We start from the raw sequence: 15,159 nt of genomic DNA, 5'->3' as shown, positions 1-15,159 counted from the left end.
TCATGGCAGAAGTACTCGTGCTCGTGGAGCACGTAGAAGGAACGTTGAAAAAGGTCAGCTCCGAGCTGATCACCGCGGCTCGCGCCCTGGGTGAGCCGTCCGCGGTCGTCACCGGACCGGTCGGCACCGCAGACAAGGTCGCCGACGCGCTGGCCGAAGCCGGTGCCGAGAAGATCTACGTCGCCGAGTCCGACGACGTCGACGGTTTCCTGGTCACCCCCAAGGTCGATATTCTGTCGTCCCTGGCGGAGTCGGCCTCGCCCGCAGCGATCATCACTGCGGCAACGATCGAGGGCAAGGAAGTTGCCGGTCGCCTGGCAGCACGCCTCGGCTCGGGTTACCACAACGATGTCGTCGCGATCAACGGCGACGGTAGCGCGGTCTACTCCATCTTCGGCGGTGCATTCACCGTCGAGGCCAAGGCGAACGGCGACGTGCCGGTCATCTCGCTGCGCCCCGGTGCGGTCGAGGCGGAGCCGAAGGCCGGAGCCGGAACCCGCGAGTCCGTCGAGGTGCCCTCGCAGGAAGACGGCACCGTGAAGATCACCTCGCGTGATCCGATCGTCGGCGGCGACCGTCCGGAACTGACCGAGGCCACGGTCGTCGTGTCCGGTGGCCGCGGCGTCGGCAGTGCCGACAAGTTCACCGTCGTCGAGGACTTGGCCGATTCGTTGGGTGCCGCAGTCGGTGCCTCACGCGCCGCCGTGGACTCGGGCTACTACCCGGGCCAGTTCCAGGTGGGCCAGACGGGCAAGACCGTGTCCCCGCAGCTGTACGTCGCCCTCGGTATCTCCGGAGCCATCCAGCACCGCGCCGGCATGCAGACCTCGAAGACCATCGTCGCAGTGAACAAGGACGAGGAAGCTCCCATCTTCGAGATCGCCGATTACGGCATCGTCGGAGATCTGTTCAACGTCGCGCCCCAGCTCGCCGAGGCCGTCAAGAAGCACAAGGGATAGTCTTTCCCAAATCTCGGCCACACGGGCCCCCATCGCATCGGCGATGGGGGCCCGTGTCGCGTACGCCGGCGCAATCGTGTTCACGCAAACTCTTCCGACACTTCTCCTCGGCGACGCTCGGTAGCCTTCCGCGCTCGTTAGACACATCTCATGACCACTTCCGTCATGAGCTCGACCGCCTCGATCGTCCCGGCCACCGACCGCTATTCGCTGGTGTTGTCCACCGACCCCGAACATCGACTCGCCGCGCAGCGCCTGCGCTACGACGTGTTCGCCTCCGAGCCCGGGTTTGCTATCCCCGCCGACACCGGCGGTCTGGACGCCGACCGGTTCGACGACTTCTGTGATCACCTTCTCGTCCGCGACCAGTGGACCGACACCTTCGTCGGGTGCTACCGCATGCTGCCACCGCAGGCCGCGGTATCGGCGGGCGGCTACTACACCGCAACCGAATTCGATATATCCGCACTCGACCCGGTCGGTATGAATATCGTCGAGATGGGCCGCGCAGCAGTGCATCCCGAGCATCGATCCGGATCCGTCCTCGGCCTCATGTGGGCGGGAATCCTGCACTATCTCGACGTGACAGGCTACGAGTGGGTGATGGGCTGCGTATCGGTCCCCATGCAGTCGGGCTCGGGTGAGCCGGCCGGGGCGAATGTTCGGAGTATTCGAGATCGTCTGTTGGACAAGCATGCAACGACGCCCGATCGACGAGTGCGCCCCTACGCTCCGGTCGTCGTCGACGGAGTCGACCTGGTCGACATCGCACCGGCGAAGCGAACCTCCATGCCGCCGTTGATGAACGGATACCTCCGATTGGGTGCCTCCATCTGCGGTGAGCCCGCACACGACCCCGACTTCGGGGTGGCGGACTTCGTCGCGTTGCTCGGGCTGCACGAGGCCAACACTCGCTATCTCGATCGGTTGCGCTCGGCGGCAGCGACATTCGAGCCGGGTGCTCGATGACGCAACCGGTTGTGCTTTCTCATGCGTGGATGCCGTCGTCGCCGTGCAGTGACGGCTGTCTCCCGAAGAATCCGCCGACGGTCGGAAGGATCGTTCTCGCCCTGCGTATCGTGCTGGCACTGCTTGCGTTCGGATTGCTGCCGGTGCTGGTCGTGCTCGGCGTACCTTTTCCCCGCGTTCGCCGGTCGCTGACGCGGACCGGTGCTCGCACTCTGCTGTTCGCCATCGGGATAGACCTCACCGTGCTCGATGCCCGCTCGGACCGGGAACGTTCCCGAACCGCCGCTGGTGCACTGCACGTCGCCGGCCACATCTCCTGGACCGACGTCGTGGTTCTCACCGCGGTCCAGCCGTCGACCTTCGTCGCACGAGCCGACCTGATCGATTGGCCGGTGCTCGGTCGTCTCGCGCGGTCCATGAAAGTGCTTCCCATCGATCGCGCTCGACTCCGTCAGCTCCCCGGCGTCGTCGACGAGGTTGCCGATCGCGTTCGCGCGGGCGGGTCGGTCGTCGTCTTCCCCGAGGCCACCACCTGGTGTGGTCGCGCATACGGTTCGCTGCGGCCGGCGCTGCTGCAGTCCGCGATCGACACCGAGACCTGGGTGCAGCCGATTCGGCTCCGCTATCTCGACCGGACGGGCGAGCAGACCACCGCCACGTGCTTCGTGGGAGACGAAACGATCGGTGCATCCATCGGCCGGATCTTCCGACTGCGAGGACTGCGTGCCGAGGTGGAGTTCACGGCCCCGGAGGCACCGGGTGGCGACCGACGCGACCTGGCGCGACGGTGCGAGGCGGCGATTCGACGCGATGCCGGAGTGGAGCCCGCGGAACGACCCCGCAAGGACGTCTACGACCCCACGGTGCACGAGGTCATGGCCGAAGCCGAGCGCCGCCCGAGTGCCCCGACGGTTGCGGCGGCCTGACCGAGCATCGATCACCGTGAGCAGGGACGCACCTCGCGTAGGTACGTTCGCGGTGCGGGCAGCGGGTATCGTCTAGCCTGTTATGCCTTCTGTGCGCAGTACGACTGCTTCCGCCCCGCCGCGGCCACCGGTGTACCTCGATCACGCAGCGACGACTCCGATGTTGCCGAGCGCCATCGAGGCGATGACGTCTGTATTCGCCACTGTCGGAAATGCGTCGTCGCTGCACACCTCCGGCCGATCGGCCCGGCGCCGGGTGGAGGAGTCCCGCGAAGCGATCGCCGCCGATCTCGGCGCGCGTCCGTCGGAAGTGATCTTCACCTCCGGGGGTACCGAAAGCGACAACCTCGCCGTCAAAGGCATTTTCGCAGCTCGGCGTGACTCCGATGCGGCGCTGACCAGAATCATCGCCAGCTCCGTCGAACATCATGCGGTGCTCGACGCGGTGGAATGGCTCGTCGAGCACGACGGCGCGAGTGTCACGTGGCTCCCGGTGGATGCCGACGGCCGAGTGACACCGGACGTACTGCGCGCCGAACTTGCTCTGCACGCAGACGAGACTGCTCTTGTCACGATCATGTGGGCGAACAACGAGATCGGCACCATCATGCCGATCGCAGAACTCTCGGCCGTCGCTGCGGAGTACGGCGTCCCGATGCACAGCGACGCGATTCAAGCCGTGCCGCATCTGCCTGTGAGTTTTTCCGACAGTGGTCTGTCCGCGCTGAGTATCGCCGCGCACAAGTTCGGTGGACCCCAAGGCGTCGGCGCGCTATTGCTCGGTCGCCAGGTTGCGTGCGTTCCGTTGTTCCACGGCGGCGGACACGAGCGCGACGTGCGGTCGGGCACCCCGGATACCGCGGGTGTCGTGGCGATGGCGGCTGCGCTGCGCTCGACCGTCCAGAACGGATCACGGCACCGCATCGAACTGAGTGCACTGCGCGATCGGCTGATCAGCGGAATCCGCGACGCCGTTCCCGACGCCATCCTCAACGGCCCGGAGGGCGACGACAGGTTGGCCGGAAACGTACATTTCACCTTTCCCGGATGCGAGGGCGATTCACTGTTGATGCTGCTCGACGCGGCAGGCATAGAATGCTCGACAGGTTCTGCCTGTACGGCAGGAGTGGCGAGCGCCAGCCACGTCCTGATCGCGCTGGGTAGCGATCCCCGTGTCGCCCGCGGGTCGCTTCGATTCTCGCTGGGAGCCGGCTCGTCCGATGCGGACGTCACCACTGTGCTTGCGGCTCTGCCGCAGGTCGTCGAACGTGCCCGCGCCGCCGGACTGGCAGGCGTCGGAGCTCGAGGAGGAAATCGCTGATGCGTGTTCTTGCTGCAATGAGCGGGGGAGTCGACTCGGCAGTGGCCGCGGCCCGTGCCGTGGACGAAGGCCATGATGTCGTCGGCGTCCATCTGGCATTGTCGACCGCTCCCGGTGCGCTTCGCACCGGCTCACGCGGCTGCTGCTCGAAAGAGGACGCCGGTGACGCTCGACGCGCTGCCGATGTGCTGGGAATTCCCTTCTACGTCTGGGACTTCGCCGATCGGTTCAAAGAGGACGTCATCGACGATTTCGTCGCGTCCTATGCCGCAGGCGAAACTCCCAACCCCTGCCTGCGATGCAACGAGAAGATCAAGTTCTCCGCTCTGGCGGATCGCGCTCTCGCGCTCGGCTTCGATGCAGTGGCCACCGGGCACTACGCCCAGCTGCACGACGGTGTGCTGCGACGGGCCGTGGACGCGGACAAGGACCAGTCGTATGTGTTGGCGGTACTGAACCAGGCGCAGCTCTCCCGTGCGATGTTCCCCATCGGGGACACGCCGAAGTCCGAGATCCGCGAGGAGGCGGCCGAGCGTGGGCTTGCTGTTGCGGACAAGCCGGACAGTCACGACATCTGCTTCATCCCATCGGGAGACACCCGCGCGTTTCTCGGCGCACACATCGGCGTGCGCCCGGGCAAAGTCGTCGATTCCGATACCGGAGCAGAACTGGCCGACCACGACGGTGTGCACGGTTTCACCATCGGACAGCGCAAGGGGCTCGGCGTCGAAGGTCCTGCCGCAGACGGCCGTCCGCGCTACGTCACCTCGATCGAGCCGGACACCGGCACGGTCATGGTCGGTTCCGCGCAGAAGCTCGATGTCTGGGCAATCACCGGAGACCGCGCGGTGTGGACCGAGGGCATCGCCCCGACCGGCCCCATCGAGTGCATCGTCCAGGTTCGCGCACACGGCGGTCTGACCGAAGCTGTCGCCGAGGCTGTGGGCGAGGGGATGGAGATCCAACTGCGTTCTCCACTCACCGGTGTCGCCAAGGGACAGGCAGCGGTGTTGTACCGCAAGGATATTCACGGAGACATCGTTATCGGTAGCTCGACCATCTCGGGCACTCGATCCGAGCGCGAGTGACCCCCAGCAATTTCGCAGGGCTAGCAACCGGCATCGGTTCCTGGCCGGGCACCGATGTCCGTGAGGCCGCCGCAATCGTCCTGGGCGAAATCGGCGAGCTACCGCACATCGTCGAGCTGCCGGGGCGCGGACTGGGTGCGGACATGATCGGGCGCACCGGAGCCATCATGGTCGACGTCGAACTCGACGTACGCTCGTCCGGATATCGCGTAGTTCCGCGCCCGATGCTTGCCGGTCGTCGAGCGCACGACTTTCTCGCCGAGGATCTCGATGCGCTCGAGGAACTCTGGGAGATCTCCGGGCTCCGCGGCAGTGGCCGCACGATCAAAGTCCAGGCCTGCGGACCCTTCACGATGGCAGCTCAGGTCGAACTCCGGCACGGGCATCGAGCCCTGACCGATCGCGGTGCCGTCCGGCACTTCACCGAATCCCTCGGGGAAGGACTCCGGCTGCACTGCGCGGAAGTAGCGCGTCGGCTCGGTGTAGACGTCGTGGTTCAGCTCGATGAGCCAAGTCTCGCAGCCGTTCTCGCCGGCAGGCTGTCGGGAATAACGGGGCTCGACACGGTGCGCGCGATGCCGGAACCGGACGCCCTGGAGCTGCTCGACATGCTCATCGAGACGGTTGCGCTCCCAGTGGCGGTGCACTGCTGCGACCCCGATGTCCCCTTCGATCTGCTTCGCCGCTCGCGTGCCGTGGCAGTTGCAGTGGACGCGACCGGGCTACGCCGCACCGATTTCGACGGAATCGGTGAGTTGCTGCAGGCGAAAAAGACGCTGATGCTCGGCTTGATTCCGGCGGAAGCTCCGATGCGGCCGACTGGTTGGCGTGAGCTGGCGGAGCCGGGTGTGACCTTGATCGACCGCCTCGGGTTCGATCGCGCCGTGCTCGCATCGCAAGTGTCGGTGACGCCAGGTTGCGGTCTGGCGGGTAGCACGCCGGAGTGGGCCCGTCGCGCAACGGGACTCGCCCGAGACGTGGCCGCTGCATTCGCCGATTCACCCGACTCGTTGTGAGACTGCACAGTCTCCGAGAGGGATAGTGCAGGGTCGTCGTGGCCCCGCGGCCCACGAGTGTTGGGACGTCGAACAGATGTGACACTCTTCACAAGGCCGTCGGGGGTCTATCGATCGGTGGGAGTTCGGAACATGGCATCAGGCGGTCGCGACTTCGACAAGGTCGCCTCCCTCCGTCGTTCCGGTAGACACCGCCGAGGTGTGTTGGCCAAACTCGCTGCCGCGACCTCCGACTGGTATCGAGCGCCGCACGATTTCGAGTGGATCATCAATCACCGGTCCACGCGTCCCCTGACCGGAATCATCCGGGTCGTGTTCGGCTCAGCGGTACTCATGTACGCCCTCACCTCGATTCTGATGCTGTTCAGTGATCTCGGTCCCAGCGGCTCGCTGGCAATCGGGTGGGTCCTCTTCGTCTTGATCGTGCAAATGCTCGTCGCCGCACGATGCGTGTTCGGCCCCATTCCGGGCAAGAAGTTCTTCGTCGGATTCCTCGCCTTCGGCGACATTCTCACCACGTCGGTTCTGGTTCTCTACGCGCCCTTCGCCTCGATGATCGGGACGGTGCTCTTTGCCGTCACCGGAGCGTTCTGCACGTACTTCCTCAGTCCGCGACTGCTCGTGGCTCACCTGGTATGGACGGGCACGTTCATCATCGGCTTCGGAATTCGAACGCTCGTCGAGGTGATGGACGGCGAGTACGTTGCGGTCGACGGACCTGCGGTGGCGACGGCCACGGTGGTGTTGCTACTGGCGACGGTGGCTGTGCCGGTCTTCGCGCAGGTTGCATGGACCACGCTGTCCAACGATGCCAAGCGTTCGGTTCTCGACCCGCTCACCGGCGTCTACAACCGCAGGGGCATCGACAGCGAATTGTTGGACCTGTGGCAGCTGGCCCGAAAGCGTGACCTGTCGATGGCATTCCTGGTGGTCGACATCGACAAGTTCAAGGCTGTCAACGACCGATTCGGGCACAGCCGCGGTGACGAAGTCATCGTTCGTGTCGCCGATCGGCTTCGCCGCCTGGTTCGACACCAGGGCGGAGTTCTCGCCCGAACGGGGGGCGAGGAGTTTCTGGTCGCCATCGTCGGTGACGCGAGGGGCATGGTCGACCTCGGCTTCGACATGGTGCGGGTGCTCTGTGACCGTCGAGACGACATCCCCGTCACCGTCAGTGTGGGAATGGCGCTGCTGCGTGAGAACTCCGAACTGTGGGACGTCGGAACGTCCGTGGTCGGTAGGGCTGCGCGCACGGCGGATGCGGCGATGTACCGGTCCAAGCAGTCCGGCGGCAACAGTTTGGTCATCGACGAGATCTGAGCGCGCACTCTGCCCGTAGCTCGTAGCTCGGTGCGCCGGTGTTCGCGGGCGGGGCCTCTGCGATGATCGTGCGATGTATCGGCTCTCGGATGCTCAACGACGGGGATTGCCTGCCGGAGTGCTGTTATCTGTCATGGCCTCCGTGCTCGGCGGAATCTACTCCGACTTCTTTCTGACAGGCTTCGCACTCACCGCCGGCATCGGTGCGGTGGCGCTCGTGGCCGCGACACTTCTGGTGGGCCTGATGGGGCGCTAGCCGCTCGGCGTGCAGACGATCGGTTGTCGGTGGGTTCGGTTAATCTTCGAAACGTGCCCGAACCGATCGAACATCCCGCAGAAGCCGACGACAGCTCGCTCACGGATGGTGTCGAACTCGATGCCGCGTCCTCTGCCGATCGCGAGCGATGGCAGACGCTGGCCGAGGAAGTGCGCGCCCACCAGTTCCGCTACTACGTACGCGATTCGCCCATCGTGTCCGATGGGGAATTCGATACCTTGCTGCGCGAGCTCAACGATCTGGAAGATGCACATCCGGATCTACGCACCGCGGACTCGCCGACCCAACTCGTCGGGGGCGGTTTCGCGACGGAGTTCACCGCGGTGGACCATCTCGAGCGAATGCTGAGCTTGGACAACGTGTTCGACCACGACGAGCTTCGGGCGTGGGCAAAACGAGTCGAGACCGAAGCAGGTCGGGAGCTGCACTACCTGTGTGAGGTCAAGATCGATGGCGTCGCGTTGAATCTGGTGTACGAGAACGGCACCCTCGTTCGCGGTGCCACCCGCGGAGACGGACGCACGGGCGAGGACGTGACGCTCAACGCGCGCACGATCGACGACATCCCGGACACCTTGACGGGCAGCGCGGAGTACCCCGTGCCGGACGTGCTGGAAGTGCGCGGAGAGGTTTTCTTCCGCCTCGAGGATTTCCAAGCCCTCAACGCCTCTCTCGTGGAAGAGGGCAAGCCTCCGTTCGCCAATCCGCGAAACTCTGCGGCGGGATCGTTGCGACAGAAGAATCCAGCTGTCACCTCGAAGCGACGCCTGGGCATGATCTGTCACGGATTCGGCCGCATGGTGGGCTTCACTCCGGACTCGCAGTGGCACGCGTACGAGGCACTGCGAGCCTGGGGCCTGCCGATTTCGACGCACACCACGCGAGTGCAGGGGATCGACGCGGTCATCGAGAAGGTCGTCTACTGGGATCAGCACCGGCACGACGTCGAACACGAAATCGACGGCCTGGTGGTCAAGATCGACGAGATGTCGCTGCATCGGCGGTTGGGAACGACGTCCCGGGCACCGAGGTGGGCGATCGCCTACAAGTACCCACCCGAGGAAGTCACGACGACCCTGCTCGACATCCGTGTCAACGTCGGCAGAACGGGCAGAGTGACCCCGTTCGCGTACATGACTCCGGTTCTCGTCGCCGGTTCGACGGTGTCGTTGGCGACGCTGCACAATGCCTCGGAGGTCAAGCGTAAGGGCGTGTTGATCGGCGACACGGTCACCATTCGCAAAGCGGGTGAAGTCATTCCCGAGGTTCTCGGACCGGTGGTCGACGCGAGAACCGGCGATGAAACCGAGTTCGTCATGCCCACCGAGTGCCCGGAGTGTTCGACGCCGCTGGCTCCGGCCAAGGAGGGCGATGCAGACCTGCGCTGCCCCAACTCTCAGTTCTGTCCGGCGCAGCGCCGCGAGCGGGTGTTCTTCGTAGCCGAGCGGCAACGATTCGACATCGAGGGACTCGGATACGAGGCTGCATCCGATCTGTTGACCACCGGTGCCATCGAAGACGAGGGCGACCTCTTCTCGCTGACCGAGGCAGAACTGATGAAGACGGCGATCTTCCGCACGAAACCGGGAGGCCTCTCGGCCACCGGTCGCAAGCTGCTCGACAACTTGTCCGTAGCGAAGAATCAGCCACTCTGGCGCGTCCTGGTGAGCCTGTCCATCCGGCATGTGGGGCCGTCGGCCGCTCGCGCGTTGGCCGGAGAGTTCGGCAGCCTCGAACGTATCGAGGCGGCCTCCGTCGAGGAACTGTCTGCGGTCGATGGAGTGGGTGCCACCATCGCGGCCGCGGTCTCGGAATGGTTCGACGTCGACTGGCATAGAACCATCGTCGACAAATGGCGGGCCGCGGGCGTACGGATGGAAGACGAGCGCGATGCCTCGATCGAGCGAAATCTCGAAGGGATGTCGATTGTCGTCACCGGGTCACTGACCGCGTACTCACGTGACGAGGCCAAAGAAGCGATCCTGCTCCGGGGTGGGAAGGCGGCAGGTTCGGTGTCGAAGAAGACGGCGTTCGTCGTGGTCGGTGAGTCTCCGGGATCCAAGCACGACAAGGCAATCGAGCTCGGGGTACCGGTGCTGGACGAATCGGGATTCACCCGGCTGTTGACCGAGGGACCCGATGCAGTGGCCCCCACCGAGGCAGAACCGGAACCGCTGGACTGATCGGTCTCGGAGGCGTCAGTCGATCACGGTGGCGACGATGCCCGCGAGGTAGCCGAGCCGGGCAACCTCGGACGGTCGAAACTCCGGGCCTCCGGGTCTGCCCAGCATGAGGACGGTGCCGGTGGTTCCGAGTGGAGCCGCGGCGATCTTGGTGTCCATGTCGCGCCATACCTGCGGAACCCATTCGGCGTCGGCGTCGAGCGCGGCGGGTGCCGCCAAAGGGAACCACGGCAGCTCGGCGGCGTGGGTCTCGGGTGCTCCGGAGCTTCCCACCAAGCGGAACGGACCGTGTGCGTTGGTGGCGATCACGGTGCTCCACCCCACACGCAGGACCCGGGGGGCGCCGTCCACCAACACCTGCAGACGGTCATCGGATGCAGCGGCGACGCGATCGATCAATTCCAGTTCGCGATGGGTGTCGAGTACGCCGGTGTATGGCCGAATGGAATCGACCCGGACGTCGGTGAGGTTCTCGGCGGCCGTGATCAGCGTGTCGGGAAGCGATCCTGGTGCGACGTCGACGACGAGATCGTCGACCGCGTACCCGTCGCCGCGTTCGATGACATCGAGGGACAGGATGTCCGCTCCCACCGAACCGAGCGCCACGGCCAAGGATCCGAGACTGCCCGGCCGGTCGGGCAGTTGAACGCGGAGCAGGTAGGACATGTCACGCTCCCTTTCGGTTTTCGGCAGGCTGCACTCGTGTCATCACGGTGAACCCCCGGCGCGAGCAATCCTTGCATCTTCGACCTGTGCGCCACGTCCCGCAACGCGGGCCGTGACAATTCTGACACTCGACGCAGCCGCGAGGAGTGCGCGAAAGCCTGCGTGACACCACGCACTAGGCTTGACCGCGTCCGCGAACCTGATCGGTTCGCTCTGCACTGATACGGGGCGGCTTCTGCAGGCTCCGCTCCTACTGTCCGAAAGGGGTCCACGCGGTGCCAGACATCTCCCGCGACGAGGTCGCTCACCTGGCCCGGCTGTCGCGCTTGGCTCTCAGCGACGCCGAACTCGACGAGTTCGCCGGCCAGCTGGATTCGATTCTTCACCATGTCAAAGCCGTGGCGGAGGTGGCTACGGACGACGTTCCGCCGACGGCCAATCCCAGCGAGATCGTCAACGTGACGCGTCCTGACGTGATCGTCCCCGGCCTGACGCCGGAGCAGTCGCTGTCCGGTGCACCGAACGCCGAGGAGGGCCGCTTCGCGGTGCCGCAGATTCTGGGAGAGAGCGAATGACCGACCTGACGAAGCTCGACGCGTCCGAGCTCGCCACCCGTATCCACGCCCGTGAGATCAGCGCGGTCGAGGTGACTCGAGCGCATCTCGACCGAATCTCCGAGGTCGATGGGGACCTGCACGCATTCCTTCATGTCGCAGGGGACGAGGCACTGGCAGCAGCGACCGAGGTCGACGCGGGACTGTCTGCGGGACAGGCACCCGCATCGGCTCTTGCCGGGGTTCCGCTCGCCCTCAAGGACGTCTTCACCACGACCGACATGCCGACGACGGCCGGCTCGAAGATCCTGGACGGCTGGGTGTCGCCCTACGACGCGACCCTGACTTCGAAGTTGCGCGCAGCGGGCATCCCGGTGCTGGGCAAGACCAACATGGACGAGTTCGCGATGGGCTCGTCGACCGAGAACTCGGCCTACGGGCCGACCAAGAACCCCTGGGACACGACTCGTATCCCCGGCGGCTCGGGGGGCGGCAGCGCGGCGGCGCTCGCCTCTTACCAGGCGCCGCTGGCCATCGGTACCGACACCGGCGGTTCCATTCGCCAACCGGCCGCCCTGACCGGTACCGTGGGAACCAAGCCGACCTACGGCAGCGTCTCCCGCTACGGATTGATCGCCTGTGCTTCGTCTCTCGACCAAGGTGGTCCGTGTGGGCGAACGGTGCTCGACACCGCGCTGCTGCACGAGGTGATCGCCGGATACGACCCGCGGGACTCCACGTCCGTCGATACGGCAGTTCGGCCGGTCGTCGCAGCGGCGCAGGAGGGCGCTCGCGGCGACCTGTCGGGCGTTCGCGTCGGGGTCGTCAAGGAATTGCATTCCGACAGTTACCAGCCCGGCGTGATTTCGTCCTTCGATGCCGCGGTGGCGACGCTCACCGAACTCGGTGCCGAGGTCGTCGAGGTCTCGTGCCCCAATTTCGTGCATGCGCTGGCTGCGTACTACTTGATTCTGCCGTCCGAGGTGTCGTCCAACCTGGCTCGATTCGACGGTATGCGCTATGGGCTGCGTGCCGGTGACGACGGGAGCCACAGCGCCGAGCAGGTCATGGCCACCACGCGCGCGCAGGGATTCGGACCGGAAGTCAAGCGGCGCATCATGATCGGCACGTACGCGCTCTCGGCCGGGTACTACGACGCTTACTACGGTTCGGCTCTGAAGGTGCGCACCCTCATCGCGCGCGACTTCGACGCTGCCTACGAGAAGGTCGACGTTCTGGTGTCGCCGACGACCCCCACCACGGCGTTTCCGTTGGGGGACAAAGTGAACGATCCGATGGCGATGTACCTCAACGACCTGTGCACTCTGCCGACGAATCTCGCGGGTCATTGCGCGATGTCGGTGCCGTCGGGTCTCGCATCCGAGGACGGTCTGCCCGTGGGACTGCAGATCATGGCCCCGGCGTTCGCGGACGAACGCCTCTACCGCGTCGGTGCCGCGTACGAGGCCGCTCGCGGCGACCTGAGGTAGTTCGAGGTGCCATCGGCGGGGGCTGCAGATCTGGCTGCCCCCGCTGCTCGCTGCCGCTGACCACGCGCCTCGGTTGCTTCTCATGTGCACAGTGGCATGCTGGTGCCCTGGTCTGTCCCATATCGATGGCCGTGTCCGTCGTTCACGTCGAGTGCTGCCGCGAGATCGACGGACGTCTGGACGAAGCTGACGAACGGTATCCACACAGGGGTCGGCGCATCGTGGTGGGTTGCCGTCGAATCGGGAGCCGACCACAGGAGATTCACCGACCATCGGACGACAGGGTCCGATGAATTGACGAGAACCGTGGCGCCGTCGGTATTCACGGTTCCGGCGGGTGGGCCTACCCACACGGCTCCACACACGCCGGGATCTGTCTGTCGAAGAGACCCATAGGCTTCGCTTCCCGCCACCGCCCCCAAACTCTGGCCGTACAGCACGATCTGCGGCGGTGCCGATTTCGTGGCTGCCCGGGCGGCGACTGCGTCGGCCAATGCCTCGGCCGATCGACGTGCCTCCTCCTCGGCGAACAGGAACGTCGCCCAACTCGGTTTGTCGGAGTACTGCACCGCCACGGTCGCGACATCACCGCCGAATCTGCTTTCGGCACCCGTGATCGCGTTCTCGTCCACCCAACCCGATCCGGTCGGTATCGCGACGACCACCACCCTTCGATCGAAAGCGCCGGCGCGTTCCATGTCCGCGACGGCCAATTCGACGCGCCGATCGAGTGTGGGTGCGGAGTCGAGGCCGACGTAGGTGCGCACGGTCGTGGGGAGGAGGCCGCCGGTCACGAACTTTCTCCCCTCTCTGCCCAGCGTGCCCCACGGAACGAGCGAGTCGAGACCGCCCGATCTCGTCGTCGTGTTCGGAGCGGTGACCGTCTCGTCCAGTGTTGAGTTCGAGGCTGCGAAGGAAGCGGACACAGCCGACCGGAGCGCGGGCACGGCGACGGCATACGTCAGCACACCCACTACCGCGATCACGATGATCGATCGCACACCGCCGAGCGCAGTGGCCGTTCGCCGGGTAGCGCGACCGATTCCCCAGAGGACGAGGGCAACGCACGTTGCGCCACCGACGACGTCGACTGCGTAGTGCCAGTCCACTTCTGGAGCTTCCATCACTGTTCGTAAGCGGTTCTGCCACAGAAGATTCCAGTACATCGCGCCGATCGAGATGCATGTACCCATGCTTGCCGCCCAGGCCCGCGCCGCGGACCGAGCGGGTTGCCGCGGGCCCAGTGCACGCCGAGCAGACCACGCTACGGCGAGCGCGATCGCCATCGTTGTGCCGGTCAGCAGTGCCTGTGTGGCAGCAGGACGGGGGAGCAGTCCCGGTGCCGACGCGATCGACACTGCAACAGTGAGCGCGAGGGTGGTCTCGATTCGGGGTAGCCGGATGCCCGTCGACCTCGGATGTGCACCAACGCCCCGGGCAGTGCCGACTCGTCCCGACGACCCGGTCACGGAGGCGATCATGCGAGTTCGCCGATGCCGGCGACGGTGACTCGTGGGCGGCGCAGGTATCGAACCGTCAGAGAAATCGACAGCATCATGACGGCAAACACTGCTCCGCCCAGCGCGATCGGCAGTGCGGGTTCGGCCACCGGTGCGCCGAACGACTGCCTCCACGAATTCATGTCCACCGCCGCTGCGGCCACCGATGCGGCGGCCTCGCATGCCCTTCGCGGCCCATCCTCGCGTCGCTCGGTGCAGGCGGCGTGCATCCGCCGTTCCAGTTGGCCATCGATGGCTCGGCGCCACTGCGGGTCCACGGCGTTGCCTGTCCTGGCGGCGTACCGAATGAGGTCGTAGCCCAGATCGTGTTGTTTGCAGGCGGCTTCGAACTCCGACGGCAGCGGCACGGGTGAGGAGCAGTCCCCGTGGGGATTTTCGGCCATGTCCCCCGTCGTCATCGGTCGGTAGCCCATCACCGAGGCGAAATCGGCGGGGATCGCGCGGGTCGCTGCGTCTGCCGATCGGGTGACGAGCGCGTGCACCGCCACGGCGACGGGGGCTTGCGTGTGAGGGGCTTGCGTATGAGGGGCTCGCGTAAGAGGGGCGGTGGGCGAGTACGACGCGGCCCCGGTGGTTGCAGTCACCGCTACCGTGGCCGCGGCGATGCACATCACGATGCGAGAAGTGTTCCTGTTCATGGCTTTCGACGCTAAGAAGCGACGTGCCCGACGAGCATCACGCCGAGGTATAGTTCCGCAGCTCCGGACGGTGTCGGTTGGAGACCGGCGTGATACTGCAGGTGCGGGCGGAACTGATACTCAGGTATGACGTGCTCATCGGCTCGTACTGCCTAGGCTCGGTTGGTGCGCAAGAACAGATCAGGAGAAGTGAAGCCCTCAGCGGCGAGGGTTCGGGTACCGACTCGAATTG

General features: G+C 65.6%; 14 protein-coding genes. 11 read left to right on the top strand and 3 right to left on the bottom strand.

Annotated elements, in window-relative coordinates; all coding sequences use genetic code 11:
- Positions 1-2 precede the first annotated feature (2 nt).
- From ACIGGF_RS09635 to ligA, 9 genes are all read left to right on the top strand, one after another.
- Complete coding sequence (locus ACIGGF_RS09635) at positions 3-959, top strand: electron transfer flavoprotein subunit alpha/FixB family protein (RefSeq protein WP_397521138.1); 957 nt, start codon at positions 3-5, stop codon at positions 957-959.
- A gap of 150 nt (positions 960-1,109) precedes the next feature.
- Complete coding sequence (locus ACIGGF_RS09630) at positions 1,110-1,928, top strand: GNAT family N-acetyltransferase (RefSeq protein WP_397521137.1); 819 nt, start codon at positions 1,110-1,112, stop codon at positions 1,926-1,928.
- Complete coding sequence (locus ACIGGF_RS09625) at positions 1,925-2,854, top strand: lysophospholipid acyltransferase family protein (RefSeq protein ID WP_397521136.1); 930 nt, start codon at positions 1,925-1,927, stop codon at positions 2,852-2,854. The genes ACIGGF_RS09630 and ACIGGF_RS09625 overlap by 4 nt, the downstream gene beginning before the upstream one ends.
- Positions 2,855-2,936: 82 nt before the next feature.
- Positions 2,937-4,175: a cysteine desulfurase family protein gene (locus tag ACIGGF_RS09620; protein ID WP_397521135.1), complete on the top strand. Its 1,239-nt coding sequence runs from the start codon at positions 2,937-2,939 to the stop codon at positions 4,173-4,175.
- The gene (gene mnmA, locus ACIGGF_RS09615; RefSeq protein ID WP_397521134.1) at positions 4,175-5,263 is read left to right on the top strand and encodes a tRNA 2-thiouridine(34) synthase MnmA; all 1,089 of its coding nucleotides are present in this window, start codon (positions 4,175-4,177) and stop codon (positions 5,261-5,263) included. The genes ACIGGF_RS09620 and mnmA overlap by 1 nt, the downstream gene beginning before the upstream one ends.
- On the top strand, positions 5,260-6,279 hold the full coding sequence (locus ACIGGF_RS09610) for a methionine synthase (protein WP_397521133.1): 1,020 nt from the start codon (positions 5,260-5,262) through the stop codon (positions 6,277-6,279). The genes mnmA and ACIGGF_RS09610 overlap by 4 nt, the downstream gene beginning before the upstream one ends.
- A gap of 132 nt (positions 6,280-6,411) precedes the next feature.
- Complete coding sequence (locus tag ACIGGF_RS09605; protein ID WP_397521132.1) at positions 6,412-7,599, top strand: diguanylate cyclase; 1,188 nt, start codon at positions 6,412-6,414, stop codon at positions 7,597-7,599.
- Positions 7,600-7,732: 133 nt separating this feature from the next.
- Positions 7,733-7,855 (top strand): hypothetical protein, encoded by a 123-nt coding sequence (locus ACIGGF_RS09600; RefSeq protein WP_397521131.1) that lies wholly within the window; start codon positions 7,733-7,735, stop codon positions 7,853-7,855.
- Positions 7,856-7,920: 65 nt separating this feature from the next.
- Positions 7,921-10,059: an NAD-dependent DNA ligase LigA gene (ligA, locus tag ACIGGF_RS09595; RefSeq protein WP_397521260.1), complete on the top strand. Its 2,139-nt coding sequence runs from the start codon at positions 7,921-7,923 to the stop codon at positions 10,057-10,059.
- A 15-nt stretch (positions 10,060-10,074) separates the two neighbouring features.
- Here ligA and ACIGGF_RS09590 read toward each other — a convergent pair whose 3' ends face one another.
- Positions 10,075-10,725, bottom strand: a complete 651-nt coding sequence (locus ACIGGF_RS09590; protein ID WP_397521130.1) for an amino acid-binding protein — start codon at positions 10,723-10,725, stop codon at positions 10,075-10,077.
- A gap of 275 nt (positions 10,726-11,000) precedes the next feature.
- Here ACIGGF_RS09590 and gatC point away from each other — a divergent pair, with 275 nt between their 5' ends.
- Together gatC and gatA are read left to right on the top strand one after the other, a co-directional pair.
- On the top strand, positions 11,001-11,300 hold the full coding sequence (gene gatC / locus ACIGGF_RS09585) for an Asp-tRNA(Asn)/Glu-tRNA(Gln) amidotransferase subunit GatC (RefSeq protein ID WP_397521129.1): 300 nt from the start codon (positions 11,001-11,003) through the stop codon (positions 11,298-11,300).
- A complete protein-coding gene (gatA, locus tag ACIGGF_RS09580) occupies positions 11,297-12,769 on the top strand; it encodes an Asp-tRNA(Asn)/Glu-tRNA(Gln) amidotransferase subunit GatA (RefSeq protein WP_397521128.1) in 1,473 nt (490 codons plus the stop codon). Before gatC ends, gatA begins: the two co-directional genes overlap by 4 nt.
- An 80-nt stretch (positions 12,770-12,849) precedes the next feature.
- Here gatA and ACIGGF_RS09575 read toward each other — a convergent pair whose 3' ends face one another.
- Together ACIGGF_RS09575 and ACIGGF_RS09570 are read right to left on the bottom strand one after the other, a co-directional pair.
- The gene (locus tag ACIGGF_RS09575; protein ID WP_397521127.1) at positions 12,850-14,250 is read right to left on the bottom strand and encodes an alpha/beta-hydrolase family protein; all 1,401 of its coding nucleotides are present in this window, start codon (positions 14,248-14,250) and stop codon (positions 12,850-12,852) included.
- The gene (locus ACIGGF_RS09570) at positions 14,247-14,927 is read right to left on the bottom strand and encodes a hypothetical protein (protein ID WP_397521126.1); all 681 of its coding nucleotides are present in this window, start codon (positions 14,925-14,927) and stop codon (positions 14,247-14,249) included. Before ACIGGF_RS09570 ends, ACIGGF_RS09575 begins: the two co-directional genes overlap by 4 nt.
- Positions 14,928-15,159 lie beyond the last annotated feature (232 nt).

It is taken from the genome of Rhodococcus sp. NPDC078407 (genome assembly GCF_044542515.1).
Classification (GTDB): domain Bacteria; phylum Actinomycetota; class Actinomycetes; order Mycobacteriales; family Mycobacteriaceae; genus Rhodococcoides.
The sequence above is the reverse complement of the archived record's forward strand: the minus strand, read 5'-3'. Positions and strand labels throughout refer to the sequence as shown.

Bases quoted from the DNA above. Each gene is read 5' to 3' on its own strand.
- ACIGGF_RS09605 (WP_397521132.1), top strand. From the start codon at position 6,412: ATGGCATCAGGCGGTCGCGACTTCGACAAGGTCGCCTCCCTCCGTCGT.
- ACIGGF_RS09575 (WP_397521127.1), bottom strand. From the start codon at position 14,250: ATGATCGCCTCCGTGACCGGGTCGTCGGGACGAGTCGGCACTGCCCGG.
- ACIGGF_RS09590 (WP_397521130.1), bottom strand. From the start codon at position 10,725: ATGTCCTACCTGCTCCGCGTTCAACTGCCCGACCGGCCGGGCAGTCTC.
- ACIGGF_RS09635 (WP_397521138.1), top strand. From the start codon at position 3: ATGGCAGAAGTACTCGTGCTCGTGGAGCACGTAGAAGGAACGTTGAAA.
- ACIGGF_RS09600 (WP_397521131.1), top strand. From the start codon at position 7,733: ATGGCCTCCGTGCTCGGCGGAATCTACTCCGACTTCTTTCTGACAGGC.
- gatA (WP_397521128.1), top strand. From the start codon at position 11,297: ATGACCGACCTGACGAAGCTCGACGCGTCCGAGCTCGCCACCCGTATC.
- ACIGGF_RS09570 (WP_397521126.1), bottom strand. From the start codon at position 14,927: ATGAACAGGAACACTTCTCGCATCGTGATGTGCATCGCCGCGGCCACG.
- ACIGGF_RS09630 (WP_397521137.1), top strand. From the start codon at position 1,110: ATGACCACTTCCGTCATGAGCTCGACCGCCTCGATCGTCCCGGCCACC.
- mnmA (WP_397521134.1), top strand. From the start codon at position 4,175: ATGCGTGTTCTTGCTGCAATGAGCGGGGGAGTCGACTCGGCAGTGGCC.
- ACIGGF_RS09625 (WP_397521136.1), top strand. From the start codon at position 1,925: ATGACGCAACCGGTTGTGCTTTCTCATGCGTGGATGCCGTCGTCGCCG.
- ACIGGF_RS09620 (WP_397521135.1), top strand. From the start codon at position 2,937: ATGCCTTCTGTGCGCAGTACGACTGCTTCCGCCCCGCCGCGGCCACCG.